This is a genomic window from Virgibacillus byunsanensis, assembly GCF_042675965.1.
GTDB lineage: Bacteria > Bacillota > Bacilli > Bacillales > Amphibacillaceae > Virgibacillus_R > Virgibacillus_R byunsanensis.
The window spans coordinates 74,244-93,917 of sequence record NZ_JBHTKJ010000073.1; the positions used below are offsets into that span (position 1 = coordinate 74,244).

Sequence of the window (19,674 nt, forward strand, 5' to 3'; positions counted from 1 at the left end):
GAATTTAAGTCGATTTTCTCTAGATGAGTGATCAATTCGTATCTACTAATAGTATAGAAGTTTTTTAGTTTTATGCAACAAGACTACCAACTCTAATCTGAATTGATAGTCTTGTCCGTGATCTGATCAAGAACCTCTGCTAGGATTTCAACTGCTCGTTTCATTTCCTGATAAGAGACATTTAATGGTGGAAGTAATCGTACCACAAAAGGCCCAGCTGGTACCGCTAACAAATGATGATCTCGTAGTTCATCAATAACCGGAAGTGCTTCTGTATGAATAGCAATCCCGGTCATCAGCCCGTGCCCACGTATTTCTTTCACAACTGATAATGAACCAATTTTTTCATTTAACAATTCCTGGAAAAAATACCCTTTTTCCATAACTGATTGAAGAAAGTCTGGTTTAAAAATCACTTCCAATGTCGCTTTAATAGCAGCAGAGGCTAAAGGATTCCCACCAAATGTTGACCCATGTGTGCCAGCAGAAAATGTTTCAGCAAGCTTTTCCTTACCAATCATAGCTCCAACAGGAAAACCACTACCTAGTCCCTTTGCTGAAGTTATAATATCCGGATCAAGTCCAAAATGCTGATAGGCGAACGCTTTTCCAGTACGTCCGATTCCTGTTTGTACTTCATCAATAATGAATAATGCACCGAGCTCTCGACATTTCTGTTCGATTGCTTCCATAAATTCCTTATTTCCTTGGATGACACCACCTTCACCCTGGATAACTTCCACCATAATGGCAGCCACCTGGTCATCTTGAACATCCTGAACCGCTTTTGTATCATTATAGGGTAAATACTCAAATGTCGGCAATAAGGTTCCAAATCCTTGATGAACCTTTTCCTGACCACTAGCACTCATCGTTGCAAATGTACGGCCATGGAAAGATTGTTTGAACGTTAGAATCTTTTCTTTAAAAGTATGTTTCCGCGCAAGTTTAATGGCAGCTTCATTTGCTTCTGCACCACTATTACAAAAGAAAACATAGTCAAGGTTTGTTGTGCTTGTAAGAAGTTCGGCGGCCTCGTTTTGGATGGGAATTTGGTACAAGTTCGATACATGCCAAACATTGTGTAGTTGTTCTTCCAACGCTTTTTGGACGTGAGGAGGTCGGTGTCCTAAGTTACATACACCGATACCTGATACGAAATCTAAGTACTCCTTACCTTTATTATCTATAACCGTTGTGCCAGATCCAGATACAATGGTTAATGGAAATCGTTTATAAGTTGGAAACAAACTCATTCAACACATTCCTTTCTCTTTCCTAATTATAGTTCCGGTCATCCGATTTGCCTCCATTAATGCCCGTTTACCACTGACAATCATTACTTCTTGTAAATGCTCAGACAATGCATATACTGCTGACTCGACTTTTGGAATCATCCCACCGTGAATCGATCCATTATTAATAAGCTCTTGGACTTCCTGTGGTGTCGTCTCGTTTACCACATCTCCTTGAAGTAAGATTCCCGGTACATCCGTTACAAATAATAATTTCTCAGCCAGGACTCCTTTTGCAATAGCCGATGCTGCAAGATCAGCATTAATATTCACCGTTTGACCGTCCTGTGTCTTACCAAGTGGTGCAATAACTGGAATATAGCCTGCTTCCATACACCGATAGAGAAAATCCAATTCGACTTTTACCACCTCACCGACAAACCCAAGTTTATTCTGATCAACAAATCTAGCTGTAAGCATATTACAATCAGAACCTTTTAATCCAATTGCATATATATGTTGTTCGGCAAGCCTTGAAGTTATTTGCGCATTGACTGTTCCTGCCAAGCTCATTTTTACAACCTCCATGGTCTCTTTTGTTGTTTTTCTGAGACCGTTATGAAACTCACTTTTTATATTAAGGCGCTTCAGCATGGATGTAATCGAAGGTCCTCCGCCATGGACAACAATAATGTGAAAATGCAAGCGCAGATCATGAAAGCTTTTGTAAAATGCATCTGTAAGGTGGTCGATCATACTACCACCAAGCTTAATCACAATAATAGGTTTACTAGGTTCGGTAGCTGGCGTTAATTTTGACATAGTCATACGTTAAATCGCACCCCCACGCCGTTCCAATACCATCACCTTCATGTAAGTGAATGTCAATCGTGACTTCTTCTTTCGATAAGTCCTTTATTGCCTGTTCCTCTGAAAAAGAACATGGGGTGCCTTTACTGAAAACTAGCTGTCCTTCTATATAAATATCACAATCATCTGGATGAACCGTGGCATCTGCGTGCCCAATAGCTCCTACAATTCTCCCCCAGTTAGCGTCCTTTCCGTAAACAGCTGTCTTTACAAGGCTTGAACCAACAACTTTCTTTGCTATTATTTGTGCATCTGAAACGCTATTAGCTCCTCTCACATTTACTTCAATTAACTTTGTAGCGCCTTCTCCGTCTTTTGCTATTTTTTTGGATAAATCTTCACAGACGAGTTGAAGTGCTTCTGTAAAAACGTTCCAATCCGGATGCTCCGGAGATAGTGGATTATGGTCAACACTGCCATTTGCCATTGTTAGTACCATGTCATTGGTCGATGTTTCACCATCCACTGTAATCTGGTTAAACGATTTATCGACACATACACTTAATGCTGCTTGTAAGTATTCTGATTCAATCGTTGCATCAGTAGTAATAAAACTTAACATCGTTGCCATATTTGGATGGATCATCCCTGAGCCTTTTGCAGTGCCTCCGATTGTGACCACTTTACCGTCAACTGTAAGCCTATAACAGGTAGCTTTTTCACATGTATCAGTCGTTAGAATTGCTTGTTGAAAATCACTTGCACCAAAGGAAGTTGGTTCAATCGTTTTACACCCATAAGAAATTTTGTCCATTGGAAGCTGAACTCCGATGACACCTGTAGATGCCACAGCAACATACTCTTCCGGAAATCCAAAACGGCTTGATATCATTTCCCTCATTTTATAAGCATTCGATAGACCTTGCTCACCGGTACATGCATTAGCAACAGCGCTGTTAACTACAATTGCTTGAAGCTTTTGCTGTTTGGCAATACTTGCTTGAGTGACCTTTAGAGGAGGCGCTTGGAAATGACTCTGTGTATAAACAGCAGCAACTGAAGCAGGTTTGTCGCTCACCAATAGTCCAAAGTCTTTTCTCGTTTTCCGCAATCTTCCATGAATACCTGCTGCTTGAAAACCAATGGGGGATAAAACTGTACCTCCTTCTACGATTTCAACTTGCGTTTTCGTTGTTTCAACCAAACCATTTCCTCCTCTCTTTTATTATGGATAAACAGGTAAATATTCCAGCCCTGTTGTTTCACGTAAGCCGCATACTAAATTCATATTCTGAATAGCTTGACTTGCTGCTCCTTTCATTAAATTATCAATTACTGATACTACCGTTACCCGCCGTGTTCGATTATCCAATGCTAAACAGATATCACAGTAATTGGATGCATACACATCTTTCGTACAAGGGAAATTTCCCTCTTCACGAACTCGAACAAACGGTTGATCTTGATAATACGCTTGGTATTGTTCAACTAATTGACGAAGTGTTATTTCTTCATGAAGTTTCATATACATCGTCGCCATAATCCCTCTAGTCATGGGTACCAAATGAGTCGATAACGTAATAGGTGTTACAGCACCGTTCCACTCGGTAAGTTGTTGTTCAATTTCCGGGATATGTTGATGCTCATTCACTTTATAAATTTGAAAATTTTCTTGTGTATGGCCAAAATGTGTAATGGCACTTGGATTCTTCCCTGCTCCTGATACGCCTGACTTTGCGTCAATAATAATAGAGCTCGGATCAGCAGAGTGGCTCCTCATTAATGGCCCTAAACCAAGCAAAACAGCAGTTGGATAGCAACCTGGATTGGCTATCAGATCTGCAGAGGCAATATTCTCTTTATTCCACTCTGGAAGGCCATACACCGCTTGTGCTAACACAGAATCTGGGGCTGCTTCTTTCTTATACCATTGTGAATACGTGTTCCTGTTGTGTAGACGAAGATCTCCAGACAAATCAATTACTTTTGCTTTATCACCTAAAAGTTGTGGTGTTAACTCACTCGAAACTCCTGCAGGTGCTGCAAGAAAAATGACATCCAACTCACGCTTCATTTGTTCAGGCTGAATATCTAGTAATCGATGATTCGTTACTGTATTCATGTGACTGTATATGTCTTTAATGGTTCCCCCAGCTTGTGACGAGGAATATAGAGAAATTGTTTCAACATCTGGATGAGCTGTTAACAAACGGTATAGTTCAATTCCACCGTATCCCGTAACCCCTACAATTCCTATTTTCAATGTGAATCACCTCTTCCTTGTTTATGTATAAAAATAAATATTTATGTATATTTATACTATTATTCACCTAAAGCGTTTATCTGTCAAGGGGTAATTTTTAAAATATTAGAATAATATCGTTCACGAGTAGTGGATTTACATTAACTTTGAACTAAAAAAGAGAGCATGATACCATGTTGGCCTCATGCTCCACTTTATTAACATTTTTTATTTAATATCAGAACTTTGGATTTCCCACATTATTTCTGCGTTGTGGTTTCAACGTAAATGATGGCTCATAATAAACTTCAAAGAACTCTGATTCAGCCACATCATATTCTAGCGTTCCACTAGCATTTTTACCTTCCTTTAAATCGAAATTGAACATGTTTGTATCCATTTCATCACTTCCAAAATACTTATCAAGCGCAGTACCTTCAGCGTTATAAACATTCAAACTCGGTATCATCTATAAAACCACTCTCTGCAGAAGCATTATGAAAGCTAACTTCTAGACGCAGTACATTTCCATTTTCCGCTGGTGTATATTCTCCTTGCTCTCCACAGGACGCACGATCAATTGTTATTTCCATACCATCAATGGAAACAGTTTTACCAGTTCCGTATACTTTATCTTCTGCTTCCACTGACTCTTCTTCGGATGGCTCTTCACCATCAGCATTATCCGTTTCAGTTGCTTCCGCACCATTATTTCCTTCTGAACTTGCGTTATCAACCCCTTGCACCTCGGATTCACCGCAAGCTGTTAGAATCATTACCAATAATGTAGCCATTAATATACTATAAAGTGTTTTCAACATAATTCTCCCCTTTTTTATAATATAACCTTTTCCTCTGAAGCATTTTGGGGCTTATCTTTCTTAAATACCCCCATTAAACCCGCTATTCCAATTAGTACAGCAGAAATTATATAGAAAAGTGAAATACTAATCAGACCTCCAATAGCAGAAACGATTAAAAGAATCCCGCCTAATTTTGCTTTTGACAATGGCCAATGCTGAAAATAAAAATGCAGACCATCCAAGCCCAGTCAGGGAGCTTGAACCAGTTTCACTAACTGCTGCATCAAGAGTATCATCAAAACAAAATTAAAAAAGCCCCGCCTTGGCTTTAAGCCAAAACGAGACTTTATATTATAATTGTTATTCAGTTGTCCGGGTTGATTGGTAAGAAAGGGTATCCCAAAAAGATACATCTTTCTCATTAACAGATCCATCAGCAATAGCTCTAGTAGTAGCATCTAACGTTTCAACTGTCTGTTTGATTAGATACCCATTACTTTTTTGGCCGAGTGCGTATGGTTTATAATAATGGTCGGCCATACCACGCATTTCAAACAACAATGTAGAAATACCATACTCTACTGCTATACCATTACGGCTAATCGTTTCTGCAGATCCTCCGTTATATTTACCTAAATGACCCCATCCTTTTGAGTCAATGGCGTCAAAAACAACTGCACCCAATTGTTTGGATTTCGTAACTACATCAGGATCAGCATTTTCCGTTGTTGGATATAAAATGGAACCTGATACAAGATCACCGTCACGCTCACTTTGTGTACCCTGGTGATGTAAATCAATCATATAGTCGATATCATAGGCGCCCATTACATTATCATGTAATGCTTTTGTTTCCGGCTGGATCCTATCAACATGATCACGATTCAGATCTACCTGTTCAGCATTATAGCGTGTTAAATTATAATCGCCGTCTCCCACATAATCATCTAATGAAAAATTAACATCTCCCATAGCACCATCCACATTTAACCTTGGTACTACCAATACATTTACACCATCAAGGACACCTTTCATCTTCTGAGTCCCAAGATGTTTAATAAAGTCCAAAGCACCCTCTGTTGTTAATGCTTCGTTTCCGTGCTGTTGAGTAAGAAATAGAATGGTAGGATTTTCAGGGTCCTGCATGTATTTCACTAAATGCAGATCACGTCCCTGTACTGATTGTCCAATGACTTCAAGTTCCATGTGATCCTGTTTTGCCTCCTGCTTATGCAAGAAATCAACCAGTTCCTCATGTGTATGAAGGATAGAGTTGTTAACCATCTCATTTCCTCCATAGTTAGGACCTTCCCCTACAGCATTCACGGTTGGTGATGAAATGGATACACCTCCGAGTACTAATGCTCCGGTAACCGTTAGCGTTAATAACTTGTTTCTCATGAATACATAACCTCCTATTTTTTGAGTTATGTATTCATTCCACTAAAAAATGACAATTCCCTGCATTTATTTTAAAAATGAAGATTAGGTCTTATGTGTAAAATTTTGTTTATGAGTGGATAGTATGAGGAAAATTTCGGATTTCATTTTATACAGGTAATTAGACATCATACCATTTTAGTACGGTGTTAATATTTATACTCACTATTAAAGTATCCGTTTTCATTTCTCATAACTCATTCACAATGCTATCATTAATCTATTAGCGTCTGACCAGGAAATTCGCTTATTAATTCTGGTAAACGATACTTGGTCCTTTCCAAACGAGGTGGATGAATAATGGAAATAAGTTCTAAAGATTGTAACCCAAAGGATTTATATAAATTAATGACAGGAATGATTGTTCCACGACCAATTGCATTTGTCTCTACGAAAAGTGTATATGGTGTACATAATGTGGCTCCGTTTAGTTTCTTTAGTGCAGTAACTAGTGATCCACCTATTATTATGTTTTCACTAGGAGAACACAAAGGTGAAAAAAAGGATACCCTTGTGAACATTGAACATCATAAAGAGTTTACGATTAATGTAGTTACAGAAGATATCGCTCAGGCAATGCATGAATCCGCTGCTGATTTTGCCCCAGATGTTAGTGAATTTGAAGAAATAGGGCTAACTCCAATACCAGCAGCTAAGATTGATTGTATGTCTGTCAAAGAATCTCCTATCCATATGGAGTGTACATTGGAAAAGGTCATTGGAGTGGGTGCGAACTATATGGTATTAGGACGCGTCGTTCACTTTAGAATTGATGATAAACTCTATATGGAACCTTATAAAATTAACATTGCAGAACTAAAGCCAGTTGGAAGGTTAGCCGGAAATATGTATTCCGAAACCAAGAATTTATATAAGTTGGATAGACATGTAGACAAACGAAAATTGAGATAAATATATTAATTTCAAGGGGAATTAATGGATGGAAATTAGACAACTAATTCCGAACGATGCTGAGAAGTATTTCAATCTAAGACTTGAAGCATTACAAAGAAATCTTGAGGCATTCTCATCTACTTATGAAGAGGAAAAGGATTATTCCTTAGAAAAATATCAAAATAGGTTTAAAGATGATTATTTTTATACTTTTGGCGCATTCGAAAACGAACAACTTTTAGGTGTAGTTTCTCTAGTAATGGAGCAAATAATTGCAAATTGATAATAACTATCATGATGAGGAACTAACGGGTTCACTTGTGAGGTGCAAAACAGTGAATCACAAGTTAAATCTCACGTATAATCACATAACCTTCACTATTAAATTCACAGTAAAATTCACGGTAAAAAATGGCTTGGAAAAATATCCAAGCCATTTTCTTTCTAAATATCCGTTGTTAAACTAAAGCACCAGTTACTTCAAGAAGAAATCTATCTAATTGTAGACCACTGAAGAATCATTCCTGTATTATAAATTTCTTCTTTTTCAAAGTAATCGTCCTTATATCTAAATACGGACAAGTTTAAATTTGTACCTTTTGTTTTTTATTCAAGTATAATACTATTGATTCACTTTGCTAGTTATCATATCGACAATTTCAAAAGCTTTGTCTTTAGATAGTTCTTCGTTTAGATTAAAGTCAATTAAATAGGAACCTTCCTCAACCTTGAAATAAACGAACAGAAACTTTTTAACCTCGTGATATTCTACATCAATACCATTAAAAGACTTTGTTTCACTTGGTTGAGAACCACCGCTTCTATCATTGTAGGTTACCGTGAAAGCATTAGGTTCCCCGTCATAAATTCCATATAATATATCAGTATCCATATTTTTTTCGTATTTGTTTATAAATTGATCGTCTTTCAATTCACCCTCTTGCTCGGAATACGTAATAACTAAATCCTTATCATCGTGCGGTAAGTGTTGTACTTCTACCGATGTGATAGAATAATCTTCAAGTTGGGGGATATATACATCAGTGCCAAATTCATCGTCAGCCTGCTCCTGAAACGAAACACCTTCTCCATCTGTTTGAGATGAACAAGCACTAACTAACAATATGGCAAAGAGCAAAAACAATATTCTTTTCATAATAGTACCTCCTCGGTATTAAAACCATATCTTAACTGTATATACGATTGGGGTCTGAAAAAGTTCTGTCATAAACAATCAATTTTCTTTTGGGTCTATTTGGCTCAAAATATCTTATTAAACTCTTCTGCGTCTTTAGTGGCGAGTGAATTCTATTCCCTATTCAAGGAAAGCACCCATTACTTAAATAGAAATTACACTGCTTGGACATAAGACAGCCTATCTTTTCTGCGGACTCATTGAACCTTATTTCCTTTCATTATGCATAATTATCGTGGTGACGGACTCAGAAGACCTTATTTGTAACAGTTCCAGAGTTATAGACTGTTTTTTTATGCAATAAGATCCCCTGAGTCCGCTTAACCTTAAAAATCACTGTTTTTGACACAAATAAGGGCACTGGAGTCCGCTTAAAGTTCGCTCGTCTATTATCTATCTCGTTTACACAAGAAGCGACTACTCTTCTTGAACGATCAAAGTTGGCAAGCGTAATATCATTCCTATAAAATTAGGGAATATCGTGGAGTATATAGCTAGTAGCTCTAGTGGGGCTTCATAGATTAAATCTCTTAATTTCTAAAGGAGTTTTATATCCCCAGAAAATTAAAGTTAGTACCAAGTTAATATAAATCAATAAGAAAACGTTTTATACTTTTCCACCTCATATAAAAAATTCAATCAACATTCTTCAACTATTCTGCTCAATTGAACAAGGATGTAATTTACCTTATTAAAGATAAGCACTGAACACTTATTAGCTGGTTTACTTAAATGGAATCAAAATAGTATTGACTTATAGTTTAATGTCTTTTCTATTATTTCTTCTGGAGTTAGTTCTGCCTCATTATTAAAAATCAGGTCACTTACTTCTGGATGAGGGACATTTCTTTCTAACTGAATAATCATCTTGTCAATTTCCTCTTCCGTACCCTCAACCTTACATATTTTCTCTACAAGTTTGATTAGAGCTTTTTTATCCAGACTATTCCTCAATCAAATTCACCTCTAATTCTTAAAGAATAGCCCCCGTTTGTTTAAGTCCATACTACATATTTTTTCTAACTCACTTTAATATGTTATAATTGTTCTAACAATTATAACAAGGATGTGGTCCTTTGGAACAATTCGAAAGAAAAGTTACTAAGATTGGAAATAGTTTTGGAATTACTCTTCCTACTGAATTACTTAAACAAGTCGGCTTAGCACATGGTGATGATGTTCAAGTGGAAGTTAAAGATGGAAAAATTGTCCTGAGAAAAAAAGAGCAGGTAAAACTTCCTGAAGGTGTCGATGTAGAATTCATGGATGTTTTAAATGATGTCATTAATGAGCATGACAAAGCGTTTAAAGGATTAGTGAACAGATAATGGATGAAGTCATCTATCTTACAACAAACCAAGTGATTGCTATTAATACGGTACAAATTCGTCTATATTCCCCAGATGAACCATTAGGTGTAAAAGATCCAAACCTACTTGATTCAGCTATTAACCGTCCAAAACAATCCGTGTTTGGTAGTGATGCTTATCCAACTATTTCCCATAACCCACAAATAACCTTGAACTTAAATGTTCCATAACTACTAAAATAGCCGCTATCCCGCGAACTAAATCTAAGTAAATTGATATATTTCCATTTAACAATTCGTTTACTTTTGAAAAATTCATGTATAACTTCTTCAACTTTGTACCGTCTCCCTCTAAAAATCACTTTTTTAAACTGTTTGTTCTTTATCAAACTCTAACACGTTCTTTATAAAGAAAAAAGGTTTTTATTACTTCATCTATACACTTTTGATTATGGTATACCTAATGTAATGATACTGATGCTGTTTTTCTTTTTCGATAAAATGAAAGTTTCTCCCCCCAGCAACTCTGTGAAAATACCATACTTTTCTATGAAAATGTGAATATATAACCAATATATAGGACATAATGCCAACTATAATGAAAAATTATGGAGGTGTTATCTATGAAAAAAATAGTATTATTTGCTGTATTTCTTATGTCTGCTATGGTTATTGCTGCTTGTAACGGTGAGGAAGATGATTCATCCGAGAATAAATCAAATCCAGATGTTGAAAGTCAGGAAGCTATGAGCACCATGAATGATATGGTAAAAGATATGGAAGAGTTGGACTATTCTTCAATTGACTTTGATGTCTTATATGATGATACAGAATTTGAAGGCGAAATTCACAATGATGATGGTCTAGTGGAATCAGAGTATTATAATCCATTTAACGATACGACTGAACGCGGACCAGCTGCTTTTGATATTATGTTTCCAATTGTGAAAGAATTAAAATTGGATCCAGACATGACAGATGAGGAAGCTGTTGCAACATCTATAGAAACGTTTAACCTACCTGAGGATTTCTTAAAAGCTGAATTACAAGTAACGTTCAAGGATGGAACAGAAAAAGTATATGAAGTTAAAATGAATGAAATGTAACGATGTGGATTTTTAGCTTAATAAGGATTTAATTCAAGGCATGAAAACAATTGTTTTCATGCTTTTTTTGCAGATAAGAAAGTATAAATCTTTCTTATCTGCATAAGTGCAACTAAGGCTTCCGCCATTAAGGCTTGGCGATAAGCCAAGTTTTCTAAGGTAGATAGGAAAACCTTCTTATCTACATAAGTACAACTAAGGCTTGGCGTTAAACCGAGTTTTCTAATTATACCTTTAAATCCTTCCTATATTTCCCAACCTCCTTATATAGATTATTTTCCAAATACACGGGCAAATTAAAAAGAAGAAATCCATAATTAGTATGAAAAGAAAGGTGTATTATATGCGGAATAAAAATGTATGGATATTAGTCTTGGGAGTGTTACTGATAATCAGTGCTGGTTTATTTATCATTCAATACGTAAATCCCGGCAATGACACGGCGGATCCTGAGGAACAAGATACACAAGAAAACACAGAGGAAAAACCAAACATTGAACAACAAAATGATGCTGATGGTAACGAACACTTTTCAGTTCAACATACGGAATATCCAGGTGAAGTTGCTCCAAATTTTTCTGCTGAAGAACTAATTGAACCACCATCTGTTAATTGGATAACGAACGGCGGGAATATTTTCAATGGCCGTTACTCCCCATTGGAAGGGATTGACACTTCCAATGTCAGCGATTTAAAAGCAGAATGGGTTACTAGTATGGGAACCGGGCTTGAATTCAAATATTCTGGTGAATCTACTCCACTTGTGTATGATGGAGTGATGTTTAATATTACCGGAGATAACCATGTTACTGCCATCAATGCAACGACAGGAGAATTTATTTGGGAGTACAAGCCTAAACTCACCGAAAACCTGGACACGCTTTGTTGTGGGTGGGCAACCCGAGGTGTTGCACTAGGAGATGGCAAAGTATTTGTTCCTTTGCTAGATGCAAGACTGGTTGCTTTGGATCAAGAAACAGGTGAAGTATTATGGGAAACTGTAGTTGATGAATGGGAAAAAGGATATACCATCACAAGTGCTCCACTTTTCTATGATGGGAAAGTATATACTGGAGTCGCAGGTGGTGAATATGGAATTAGGGGCTACGTAGCAGCATATGACGCAGAGATTGGCAGGCAAATCTGGAGAAGCTATACACTGCCAGCACCAGGTGAACAAGGATCTGAAACGTGGCCGGAAGATAGTAGAAACTGGTTAACTGGTGGAGCACCTGTATGGCAGACACCTGCGATTGATCCAGAATTAGGACTTATTTATTTCGCAACTGGGAATACATCCCCTGATTTAGATGGAAGCAATCGTGAGGGAGATAATTTATACTCCGATTCTGTCATGGCCTTAAATGCTAATACTGGGGAATATGAATGGCATTTCCAGGAAATACATCATGACATTTGGGATTATGACCTAGCTAATCCGGTTGTATTGTTTGATGTAGAAATGGAAGGTGAAATGAAAAAAGGGATTGCTCAAGCAGGTAAAACGGGATGGGTTTATATATTGGATCGAACGAACGGAGAACCTCTCATTGGTATAGAGGAAAAGCCTGTACCTCAAAATGAAAATCAAAAAACCTCCCCTACTCAGCCGTTTCCAGTCGGGGATGCCTTTGTACCGCAAGGAGTTACAGATGAAGATGTAAAACGAGATTTACCTGATGATTTTGATGGAAAGTACGGGGATATTTTTACGCCCTTTTGGGATGAACCAGTCACCGTAAAACCATCACCACAAGGAGGAGCAAACTGGCCACCATCTGCCTATAACCCAAACACAGAACTCTTCTATGTGTTAGGTAACGACAATTATTTTTCATACGCACATTATGCAGAAGATGAGGAAAATAAATTTGAACTTGGTAAGGAATGGTTGGGAAGTGTATGGCAACCTGTTGAACAATCACCAAGTCGAGGTACAGTGACTGCATTAGATATTAAAACCAATAAAATTGTTTGGCAAAATGATTGGGATACCATTGCATATAGTGGTATTTTAACAACAGCTGGAAACTTGATTTTCACTGGGCATAACGATGGAAGAATCATCGCATACGATGCAACCAATGGTGAGCATGTGTGGGAGTTTAAAACAGACGCGGGTGCAAATGCGCCACCAATCACTTATGAAGTCGATGGGAAACAATATATTTCCATTTTCTCTGCTGGTAATTCCCTCGCTGGAACACAGCATGGCGACAAAATATATACTTTTTCTTTAGAAGGGGAATTTGAATCACTGGAAGATATTTCAGAAGAAGACGTTATTACTTCACCTGTAAGTGAAGAAATGGATTTCAATCAAGGTAAAGAAGAAGACAAAGGTGAAGTGTCCGTAGATGAAGGGGTTAAAGTGTATGAGAATAATTGCTTATCTTGCCACGGTGCAGAAGGTGCAGGCGGTCATAATGGACCAACTTTACAAAACACCAACATGGATAGAGAACAGTTAATTCAACAGATTAAAGAAGGCAGTGGTGGTATGCCTGGATTTGAAGGACAGCTAACAGAAGAAGAAATTGAAGCTGTGACAGAGTATATCATGAGTCTTTCTGAAGAAGACGGATAATATGAAAAAGAAAAGGAAGTTGTCCGATAAATGGATTGGACAACTTCCTTTTTATTAATTTGAAGCTTTTTCTGATAAAGGAACATGAATTAGTCGATCATCTTCTTCATTTGGGTCTCCACGATTATCATGATTATTAGTAATCGTAAATAACGCATCACCCTCGATTAAAACATCTCGTAACCTTCCGACATTGCCGAAAAATTCACCAACTATTTCACTTTCAATATCATACGTGAAAATTTTTGAACCAGCTAAGGATGCAACATAAAGTTCACCATCACTGTATGCCATTCCTGAAGGTGCCCATGTTTCTTCACCTGAATGATGGATTGGATTCTTCATGTTATCTGCTTCCTCGTCTCCTTGAATTACAGGCCATCCATAGTTTTGTCCCGCTTCGATTAGATTAAGTTCATCATGACCAGATTCCCCATGCTCTGAACTATAGAGATTTCCTTCATCATCCCAGGCAAATCCTTGTGGGTTCCGATGACCGTACGAAAAAACATAAGAATTTTCAAATGGATTATCTTCGGCAACGTCACCATTTTGATCCATTCTTAATATTTTACCAGCTAAACTATCTAATTCCTGTGCTAGGTCTGGTTGGCTAGTGTCACCTGTTGTAGCATATAACATTCCATCGGGACCAACTTGAAGTCTTCCACCATTATTAATTTCTCCACCAGGAATGTTCTCAAGAAGGACATCCTCTTCTTGCCAGGTAGAATCATTAAGGGTTAACGAAACAATTCGATTCAGGGTTTTGCCATCTTTTTGATACGTATGGTAAGCAAACGCCTTATTTGTTGTTTCAAAATGTGGAGCTAGCGTAAACCCAAGAAATCCACCCTCTCCTTCATGTAGAATTTCTTCTGAAACATCTACATCCTGAACCTCAACCAAACCGAAGTCTCCATCGATTTCGATGACCATTCCATCACGTTGACTCATGTAAAACGTACTTCCATTTTTGTTAATAGTCCAGGGGATAAATAAATTGTTCGCATTTATGCTTCCATCATCAGCTCTTACTACCTCAACAATATCTCCTACTACTTCCGTTGCCTCTTGTTGATACGCATCTTGGTCTTCCTCATCCAATTCACCGTTGTCATCACCTGTATTAACTAAAAATACAAGTCCTACTAGTACAATTATTCCTAGTAAACTAAAATAAATAGATCTTTTCAAATTACCACCTCGAAATATTTTGAATTTTCTTCATTAGTGTGGCCAATTAACTTCCTATTTAAACCATTCTCACTTATAAAAATTTATCGTTACCTATTAAATCTGTCGTCAAAAAAGCATGTCAACCTTTATATGGCGACATGCTTTTAATAAATTGTATTTATTTACTTTCCTGCTTTTTACTTTTCCTCACATTATTGATCCATGCCTGGTCCTCATCCATCATTTTCTTAGCCGCGTAAATGGTTAGGAACTGGATGACAATAATTGGTATCCCCATAAGACCAGAGAGGACTTCCAGTGGAGCTAGTCCACCAATTCTCATTAAGATCAACGCAATCACGGTGATTATTCCTGCAACAATAATACGTAACAATTTGGAAGGTTCTGCTTTACTCATATTTTCTGTACCCGTATTAGATGCAATTGTATACGTTGTCGAATCTAGTGTTGTCGTCAAGAAAATCAATGCGACTACAACAAAGACGGAAATAGCAATCGTTGATAATGGCAGAGATGCTAATATTGCCGGTATGGCTGCCATTGAATCCTCTTGAACAATATCCATTACAGGAACATCACCTGTAAGAAATCTGTGGACTCCAAGACCTCCAAGGACACCAGTTGCTACCCAGGAAATAAGCGTTGGAGCTAACAGGTAAGTTAATATCATTTCTTTTATTGTCCTGCCACGGGATATCTTGGCAGCAAATACACTGTGCAGCATTGCCCATGTAGCACTGTAAGCAAACCAAAATACCGTATAGCTTTTAATATGATTGGTTCCCCCTATATCTAAAGAGTTTGTATAAAGGGACATATCCACATAATTCGATAATAAAAATCCAATAGTATCTGTAAAGTAATTAAGAATAAATATACCAGGACCTGCTATCAGAACAAATATGGCAAACGCTCCGGCAATATACATATTCAGGGTACTTAATTTCTTTATCCCTCGTTCTATGCCTAAATAAGCACTAATGGAAAATAAAAATACCCAGACAATGGTTACAATCAACGTCAATCCGAATGTAATCTCGATATTAAATAGTTCAGATAAGTTATAGGTAACAATTGGCGCCCCTAACCCTAAGGTTACAGCAGCACCGGTAAGTATACTTACTAGAAAAGTCACATCTAGTATTTTCCCGCCTAAGCCATCTGTAAAATCATCTCCAAAAATAGTACGACAAGCTTCTGATATCCGCATAAAAGGTCTTTTTCGAACGTGTAGAATATACCCCATTGCAGGTGCAGCCATTACAAAGATAGCAAACACTTGGAAGCTCCACAAAAACATACTGTAGGAATTCCCCCACAACAAGGCTTCTGTTGATTGAGCTTCGACACCAAAAGGAGGGTCTGCTGCGACCGAGGTCCATTGAATCATCCCAGTTCGCATAATCGTAGAACCTAGCCCCATGGCAATTAAAATCGATGAATATTCAAACAAAGTAAACCTTGGCTTCTCTGTTGGATCACCTAATACGACATTTCCATACTTGGAAAATGACAGAAATAAACCAGCGGCAACCAGTATGATTGCATACCATATATACCCCCAGGAAAACACTTCCACAATCGTATCAAAAATACTATTCAACAGTTCAAGGGATCTAGCCTCATACATCGAAAATAGTGTACTGATTACGATAATAATAAGTAGCGATGGGGCAAATATTCTGTAATCTATTAATTTCTTGTTGCTCGACCCTTTACCCTTCCTATCCATTAAGGAACCTCCAATTACATTTAATTTCTGCAATTAACAGCACAATTATTTATTACCACGTAATTATAGTTATAAACTTAAGCTAAACATGGAAAATTATACAAACAAAAGCGAAAGTGCCTTTTCTCCGTCCGATGTTATCAAAGAATTATTCCTTATCCTGTGGCGTCATCGGCACTAGTAGGTTCTCAAAAAAAGGCTGTTTTCGCTAACGGGGTCTTTTTCCTATCACAAACATTAAAAATGTAACGTAAAATGCCCATCAAGTTGTATGCAAATTTGATGAGCATTTTTTGTTGGTATAATAGAAATTTACTGTTTAAAATCCATTATAATTGTCGTGTGATTTGTACCCTCGATTTGTTTGGTAACAGTCTACATTTTGACCTACAAATCCGGATGCAAATTAGCATACATAAATTTACCAATAAATTGGGAATCGTTTCGTTTCCCTTGATTCTACAAGGTATTCTGAATATTTATGGATGGCACAAGAAGAGCAATCGCTTCTTGTGAAAAGAGGTAGATAATGGACGGAGAAATTTTAAGCGGACCCCAGTGCCCTTATTTGTATCCAAAACAATGATTTTTAAGGTCGAGCGGACTCAGGGGATCTTATTGCATGAAAAAACAGTCTATTACTCCTAGAACTGTTACAAATAAGGTCCGCTGAGTCCGACAACAGCGATGAATATACATAATGAAAGAAAATAAGGTCCAATGAGTCCACAGAAAAGATAGGCTGTCTCACCAAGGGGACCTTTTTTATTCTGTAGTATTTTTCCGCAGCGGTAGCAGAGTACTGATCGTGTTTTTAAGTTACGTCGCATTATATAACTATTCTCTCAAAAGCATCAATCTTTACGAAAACAGCCAACAAAAAAGCAATCCCCCCCATTATCAATGAATAGAGATTACTTTTTTTATCTAAAATTTTACAACAAAAACGTCAGGGTTGCGCTGATTTCATCCAGATGATCCTGATCTGCCCAAAGAATAAAGTATTGATAAGTTGTATCTCCGATTTGAATTGGCATTGGGTATCGGACGATTAGAGCGGATTGACTTCTCATTTCTTGTGGCTGATCCTCTGACGGGAAAATAAAGCATGCTTCTTGATTTTGTATTTGTGTTTTAGTTATGCGAGGTTCAGAACCGTATGGTAATAGTGGGTGTTGTGCCTCGTTTTGGCAGACGGTATGAAGCGTTTCTTCTGAGGAAATGGCTGAGATTTGGAAGAAACCATCTGGTCCTTCATATCTTTCATCTGTTACTTGTCGCCAGTGTGCTGGATATTGAAATTGAACATGGTACGTATGATTGGTATAGGTGGTTCGTTTCAGAGAAATCGGTGTTGGAGACCACTGTAAAGACGTAATAGAAACACCTTCTATTAATTGTATTGGAACAGAATGTAACACATCAAATAACCACATCTCACTAGCTTTCCCTTGTTGATCACAACCTGAAAGATAAGCAATTTTTCGGCTATCGGTTGACCATGTAACAGGAGTACTAAAGCAATCGGAAATTGCTCTGGTTCGATCGTTATCCCCTTGTCTACCTGTTGTTCTAACCAATGAAAAATAGCCAACATCTTCAAAAGCAGTAGCGCTATATGCAATTGTCAATGAATCGGGCGACCATACTGGGAAGTAATTTTTCGCAAGTGGTCCACCTCTTACTTCAGATACGTTTCCAGTTGCAAGCTCTATAGTGAAAATAATTGAGATGCTGACCCCTGGAGTAGTATACAATACGTAAGATCCATCAGGAGAAAGACGAACGGTATTAAACGCTCCACCAGTATTTTGGGTGATTTGCCGAATACTCGTTCCATCTGTTCGAATGTTGAAAAGTTGGCTGGCACCAGATTCATCGTGAGCTTGAAAAAGCAGTTCCGTCCCGCTTGGAAACCATTGAACGTCTGTTGCGCCTGGCTCATTTATTCTTTGAGCCTGGTGAGTCATGATATCGTACAAGATAATATCATCCTGTTTCTTATAAGCTATTTTCAGACCATCGGGCGACCAACTTATATATACACCTAAACCATCCTCAAACTGATCAATACGAGCTGTTTCACCTTCAGCTAACGAAACAATGTACAAGATTCCATCATTCCCAACAAAAGCAATTCTACTACTGTCTGGTGACCAAAATGGAATGGAAATGGACTCTCCTAAACCAGTTGTAATTTGACTATTCCCACCTGTACTAGGGTCATATACCCATATATCATAGCTTCCTCCACGGTTTGATGTATAGGCTATCAATCCCAAATCCCCGCTCGGTGCGTAAGGTATAATCAACTTGTTCCCTGGAAAAATAGTATTAGATGGAAGCTGGTTTACCTCCCGAATCAACTCAGGATTGCTGCTCCCACTCGTTACTACATTAAACCGGGTTGCAATTTGATACAATGTATCCCCGGGTTGGACCACATAATAAGGGACACCAGGAGGAACTTTCAACAATTGACCGGCTTGCAAAATATAAGGAGGCACAAGCTGGTTTGCTTCAAAAATAACGGACATTGGTACTCCAAAAGATTGAGCAATCCTAAAAACTGTATCCCCTGGTCTGACCCGAATAACATCAACACCAGGAGGAATAGAAAGCTGTTGGCCGACATAAATCGTGTATGGTGGACTTAAATTGTTAGCATCAATAACAGATTCAACTGGCAATTCCCATCGTCTTGCGATTTGGTACACCGTATCCCCCGGACGGACTACATAAAACGTTTGCATCATTACCCCTCCAAAAACAAATTATCCATGCATTACTTACAACCTATCGTTACACCATGTAAAAAATGCCTGTCTGTTTTTAATAAAGGCTTTTTCGTAAAGTTTGTTGCTTTTATAGATAATAGATATATAATGCATCGTAACGCTTGGTTGATTTCTATAAGTTGTGCTATTGCCGCCGTCCCGCTCCGGATGCTTTCCGCGGGCACGGTCTCAGCCAGGGTACTACTTGAATCATCTTCTTCGTTCCCTTGCGCTGAGTAAGCATACTTCGAAGCGTTACTAGAAGACGCAGGCGCATCTAAGCGGGGTCTTCGAACACGTGCTGTTCCCGCAGGAGTCACCTCGCTACGCTGCTATTAATTATC

Annotated in this window: 19 protein-coding genes; 6 read left to right on the plus strand and 13 right to left on the minus strand. The window is 37.9% G+C overall.

What is annotated here, in order from left to right; translation table 11 throughout:
* Positions 1 to 92: 92 nt before the first annotated feature.
* The 8 genes from ACFQ3N_RS19050 to ACFQ3N_RS19085 form a co-directional block, all read right to left on the minus strand.
* Positions 93 to 1,256: an acetylornithine transaminase gene (locus ACFQ3N_RS19050; RefSeq protein WP_390364599.1), complete on the minus strand. Its 1,164-nt coding sequence runs from the start codon at positions 1,254 to 1,256 to the stop codon at positions 93 to 95.
* The gene (gene argB, locus ACFQ3N_RS19055; protein WP_390364601.1) at positions 1,257 to 2,063 is read right to left on the minus strand and encodes an acetylglutamate kinase; all 807 of its coding nucleotides are present in this window, start codon (positions 2,061 to 2,063) and stop codon (positions 1,257 to 1,259) included.
* The gene (argJ, locus tag ACFQ3N_RS19060; RefSeq protein ID WP_390364602.1) at positions 2,026 to 3,249 is read right to left on the minus strand and encodes a bifunctional ornithine acetyltransferase/N-acetylglutamate synthase; all 1,224 of its coding nucleotides are present in this window, start codon (positions 3,247 to 3,249) and stop codon (positions 2,026 to 2,028) included. The genes argB and argJ overlap by 38 nt, the downstream gene beginning before the upstream one ends.
* A gap of 21 nt (positions 3,250 to 3,270) precedes the next feature.
* A complete protein-coding gene (gene argC, locus ACFQ3N_RS19065; RefSeq protein WP_390364604.1) occupies positions 3,271 to 4,308 on the minus strand; it encodes an N-acetyl-gamma-glutamyl-phosphate reductase in 1,038 nt (345 codons plus the stop codon).
* A 217-nt stretch (positions 4,309 to 4,525) separates the two neighbouring features.
* Positions 4,526 to 4,744, minus strand: coding sequence for a hypothetical protein (locus ACFQ3N_RS19070; protein ID WP_390364606.1), 219 nt, complete (start codon positions 4,742 to 4,744; stop codon positions 4,526 to 4,528).
* Positions 4,731 to 5,105 carry a hypothetical protein gene (locus tag ACFQ3N_RS19075; RefSeq protein WP_390364608.1) on the minus strand — a complete coding sequence of 125 codons (375 nt, stop codon included), beginning with the start codon at positions 5,103 to 5,105 and terminating at the stop codon, positions 4,731 to 4,733. The genes ACFQ3N_RS19070 and ACFQ3N_RS19075 overlap by 14 nt, the downstream gene beginning before the upstream one ends.
* A 17-nt stretch (positions 5,106 to 5,122) precedes the next feature.
* Positions 5,123 to 5,296: a hypothetical protein gene (locus ACFQ3N_RS19080; protein ID WP_390364610.1), complete on the minus strand. Its 174-nt coding sequence runs from the start codon at positions 5,294 to 5,296 to the stop codon at positions 5,123 to 5,125.
* A gap of 154 nt (positions 5,297 to 5,450) precedes the next feature.
* The gene (locus tag ACFQ3N_RS19085) at positions 5,451 to 6,491 is read right to left on the minus strand and encodes a M14 family zinc carboxypeptidase (protein ID WP_390364612.1); all 1,041 of its coding nucleotides are present in this window, start codon (positions 6,489 to 6,491) and stop codon (positions 5,451 to 5,453) included.
* 339 nt (positions 6,492 to 6,830) lie between these two features.
* Here ACFQ3N_RS19085 and ACFQ3N_RS19090 point away from each other — a divergent pair, with 339 nt between their 5' ends.
* Both ACFQ3N_RS19090 and ACFQ3N_RS19095 read left to right on the plus strand, forming a co-directional pair.
* Entirely contained in the window at positions 6,831 to 7,442 is a 612-nt protein-coding gene (locus ACFQ3N_RS19090; protein WP_390364614.1) for a flavin reductase family protein, read from the plus strand.
* A gap of 28 nt (positions 7,443 to 7,470) precedes the next feature.
* The gene (locus ACFQ3N_RS19095; RefSeq protein ID WP_390364615.1) at positions 7,471 to 7,707 is read left to right on the plus strand and encodes a hypothetical protein; all 237 of its coding nucleotides are present in this window, start codon (positions 7,471 to 7,473) and stop codon (positions 7,705 to 7,707) included.
* A 339-nt stretch (positions 7,708 to 8,046) separates the two neighbouring features.
* Here the strand turns inward: ACFQ3N_RS19095 and ACFQ3N_RS19100 are convergent, their stop codons facing one another.
* Both ACFQ3N_RS19100 and ACFQ3N_RS19105 read right to left on the minus strand, forming a co-directional pair.
* Positions 8,047 to 8,580 (minus strand): lipoprotein, encoded by a 534-nt coding sequence (locus ACFQ3N_RS19100; RefSeq protein ID WP_390364617.1) that lies wholly within the window; start codon positions 8,578 to 8,580, stop codon positions 8,047 to 8,049.
* Positions 8,581 to 9,357: 777 nt separating this feature from the next.
* Positions 9,358 to 9,573 (minus strand): bacteriocin immunity protein, encoded by a 216-nt coding sequence (locus ACFQ3N_RS19105; RefSeq protein WP_390364619.1) that lies wholly within the window; start codon positions 9,571 to 9,573, stop codon positions 9,358 to 9,360.
* A gap of 122 nt (positions 9,574 to 9,695) precedes the next feature.
* Between ACFQ3N_RS19105 and ACFQ3N_RS19110 the strand changes: the two genes are divergently transcribed.
* The 4 genes from ACFQ3N_RS19110 to ACFQ3N_RS19125 all read left to right on the plus strand — a co-directional run bounded on the left by ACFQ3N_RS19110 (position 9,696) and on the right by ACFQ3N_RS19125 (position 13,621).
* Positions 9,696 to 9,947: an AbrB/MazE/SpoVT family DNA-binding domain-containing protein gene (locus ACFQ3N_RS19110; protein ID WP_390364621.1), complete on the plus strand. Its 252-nt coding sequence runs from the start codon at positions 9,696 to 9,698 to the stop codon at positions 9,945 to 9,947.
* Complete coding sequence (locus ACFQ3N_RS19115; protein ID WP_390364623.1) at positions 9,947 to 10,159, plus strand: hypothetical protein; 213 nt, start codon at positions 9,947 to 9,949, stop codon at positions 10,157 to 10,159. Before ACFQ3N_RS19110 ends, ACFQ3N_RS19115 begins: the two co-directional genes overlap by 1 nt.
* A 392-nt stretch (positions 10,160 to 10,551) precedes the next feature.
* A complete protein-coding gene (locus ACFQ3N_RS19120) occupies positions 10,552 to 11,034 on the plus strand; it encodes a YusW family protein (RefSeq protein WP_390364625.1) in 483 nt (160 codons plus the stop codon).
* 379 nt (positions 11,035 to 11,413) lie between these two features.
* The gene (locus ACFQ3N_RS19125; protein WP_390364777.1) at positions 11,414 to 13,621 is read left to right on the plus strand and encodes an outer membrane protein assembly factor BamB family protein; all 2,208 of its coding nucleotides are present in this window, start codon (positions 11,414 to 11,416) and stop codon (positions 13,619 to 13,621) included.
* 54 nt (positions 13,622 to 13,675) lie between these two features.
* Here the strand turns inward: ACFQ3N_RS19125 and ACFQ3N_RS19130 are convergent, their stop codons facing one another.
* The 3 genes from ACFQ3N_RS19130 to ACFQ3N_RS19140 form a co-directional block, all read right to left on the minus strand.
* Entirely contained in the window at positions 13,676 to 14,818 is a 1,143-nt protein-coding gene (locus ACFQ3N_RS19130) for a PQQ-dependent sugar dehydrogenase (RefSeq protein ID WP_390364627.1), read from the minus strand.
* 160 nt (positions 14,819 to 14,978) lie between these two features.
* Entirely contained in the window at positions 14,979 to 16,553 is a 1,575-nt protein-coding gene (locus ACFQ3N_RS19135; protein WP_390364629.1) for a BCCT family transporter, read from the minus strand.
* A 935-nt stretch (positions 16,554 to 17,488) separates the two neighbouring features.
* Positions 17,489 to 19,306: a LysM peptidoglycan-binding domain-containing protein gene (locus tag ACFQ3N_RS19140; protein WP_390364631.1), complete on the minus strand. Its 1,818-nt coding sequence runs from the start codon at positions 19,304 to 19,306 to the stop codon at positions 17,489 to 17,491.
* Between the last annotated feature and the right edge of the window lie 368 nt (positions 19,307 to 19,674).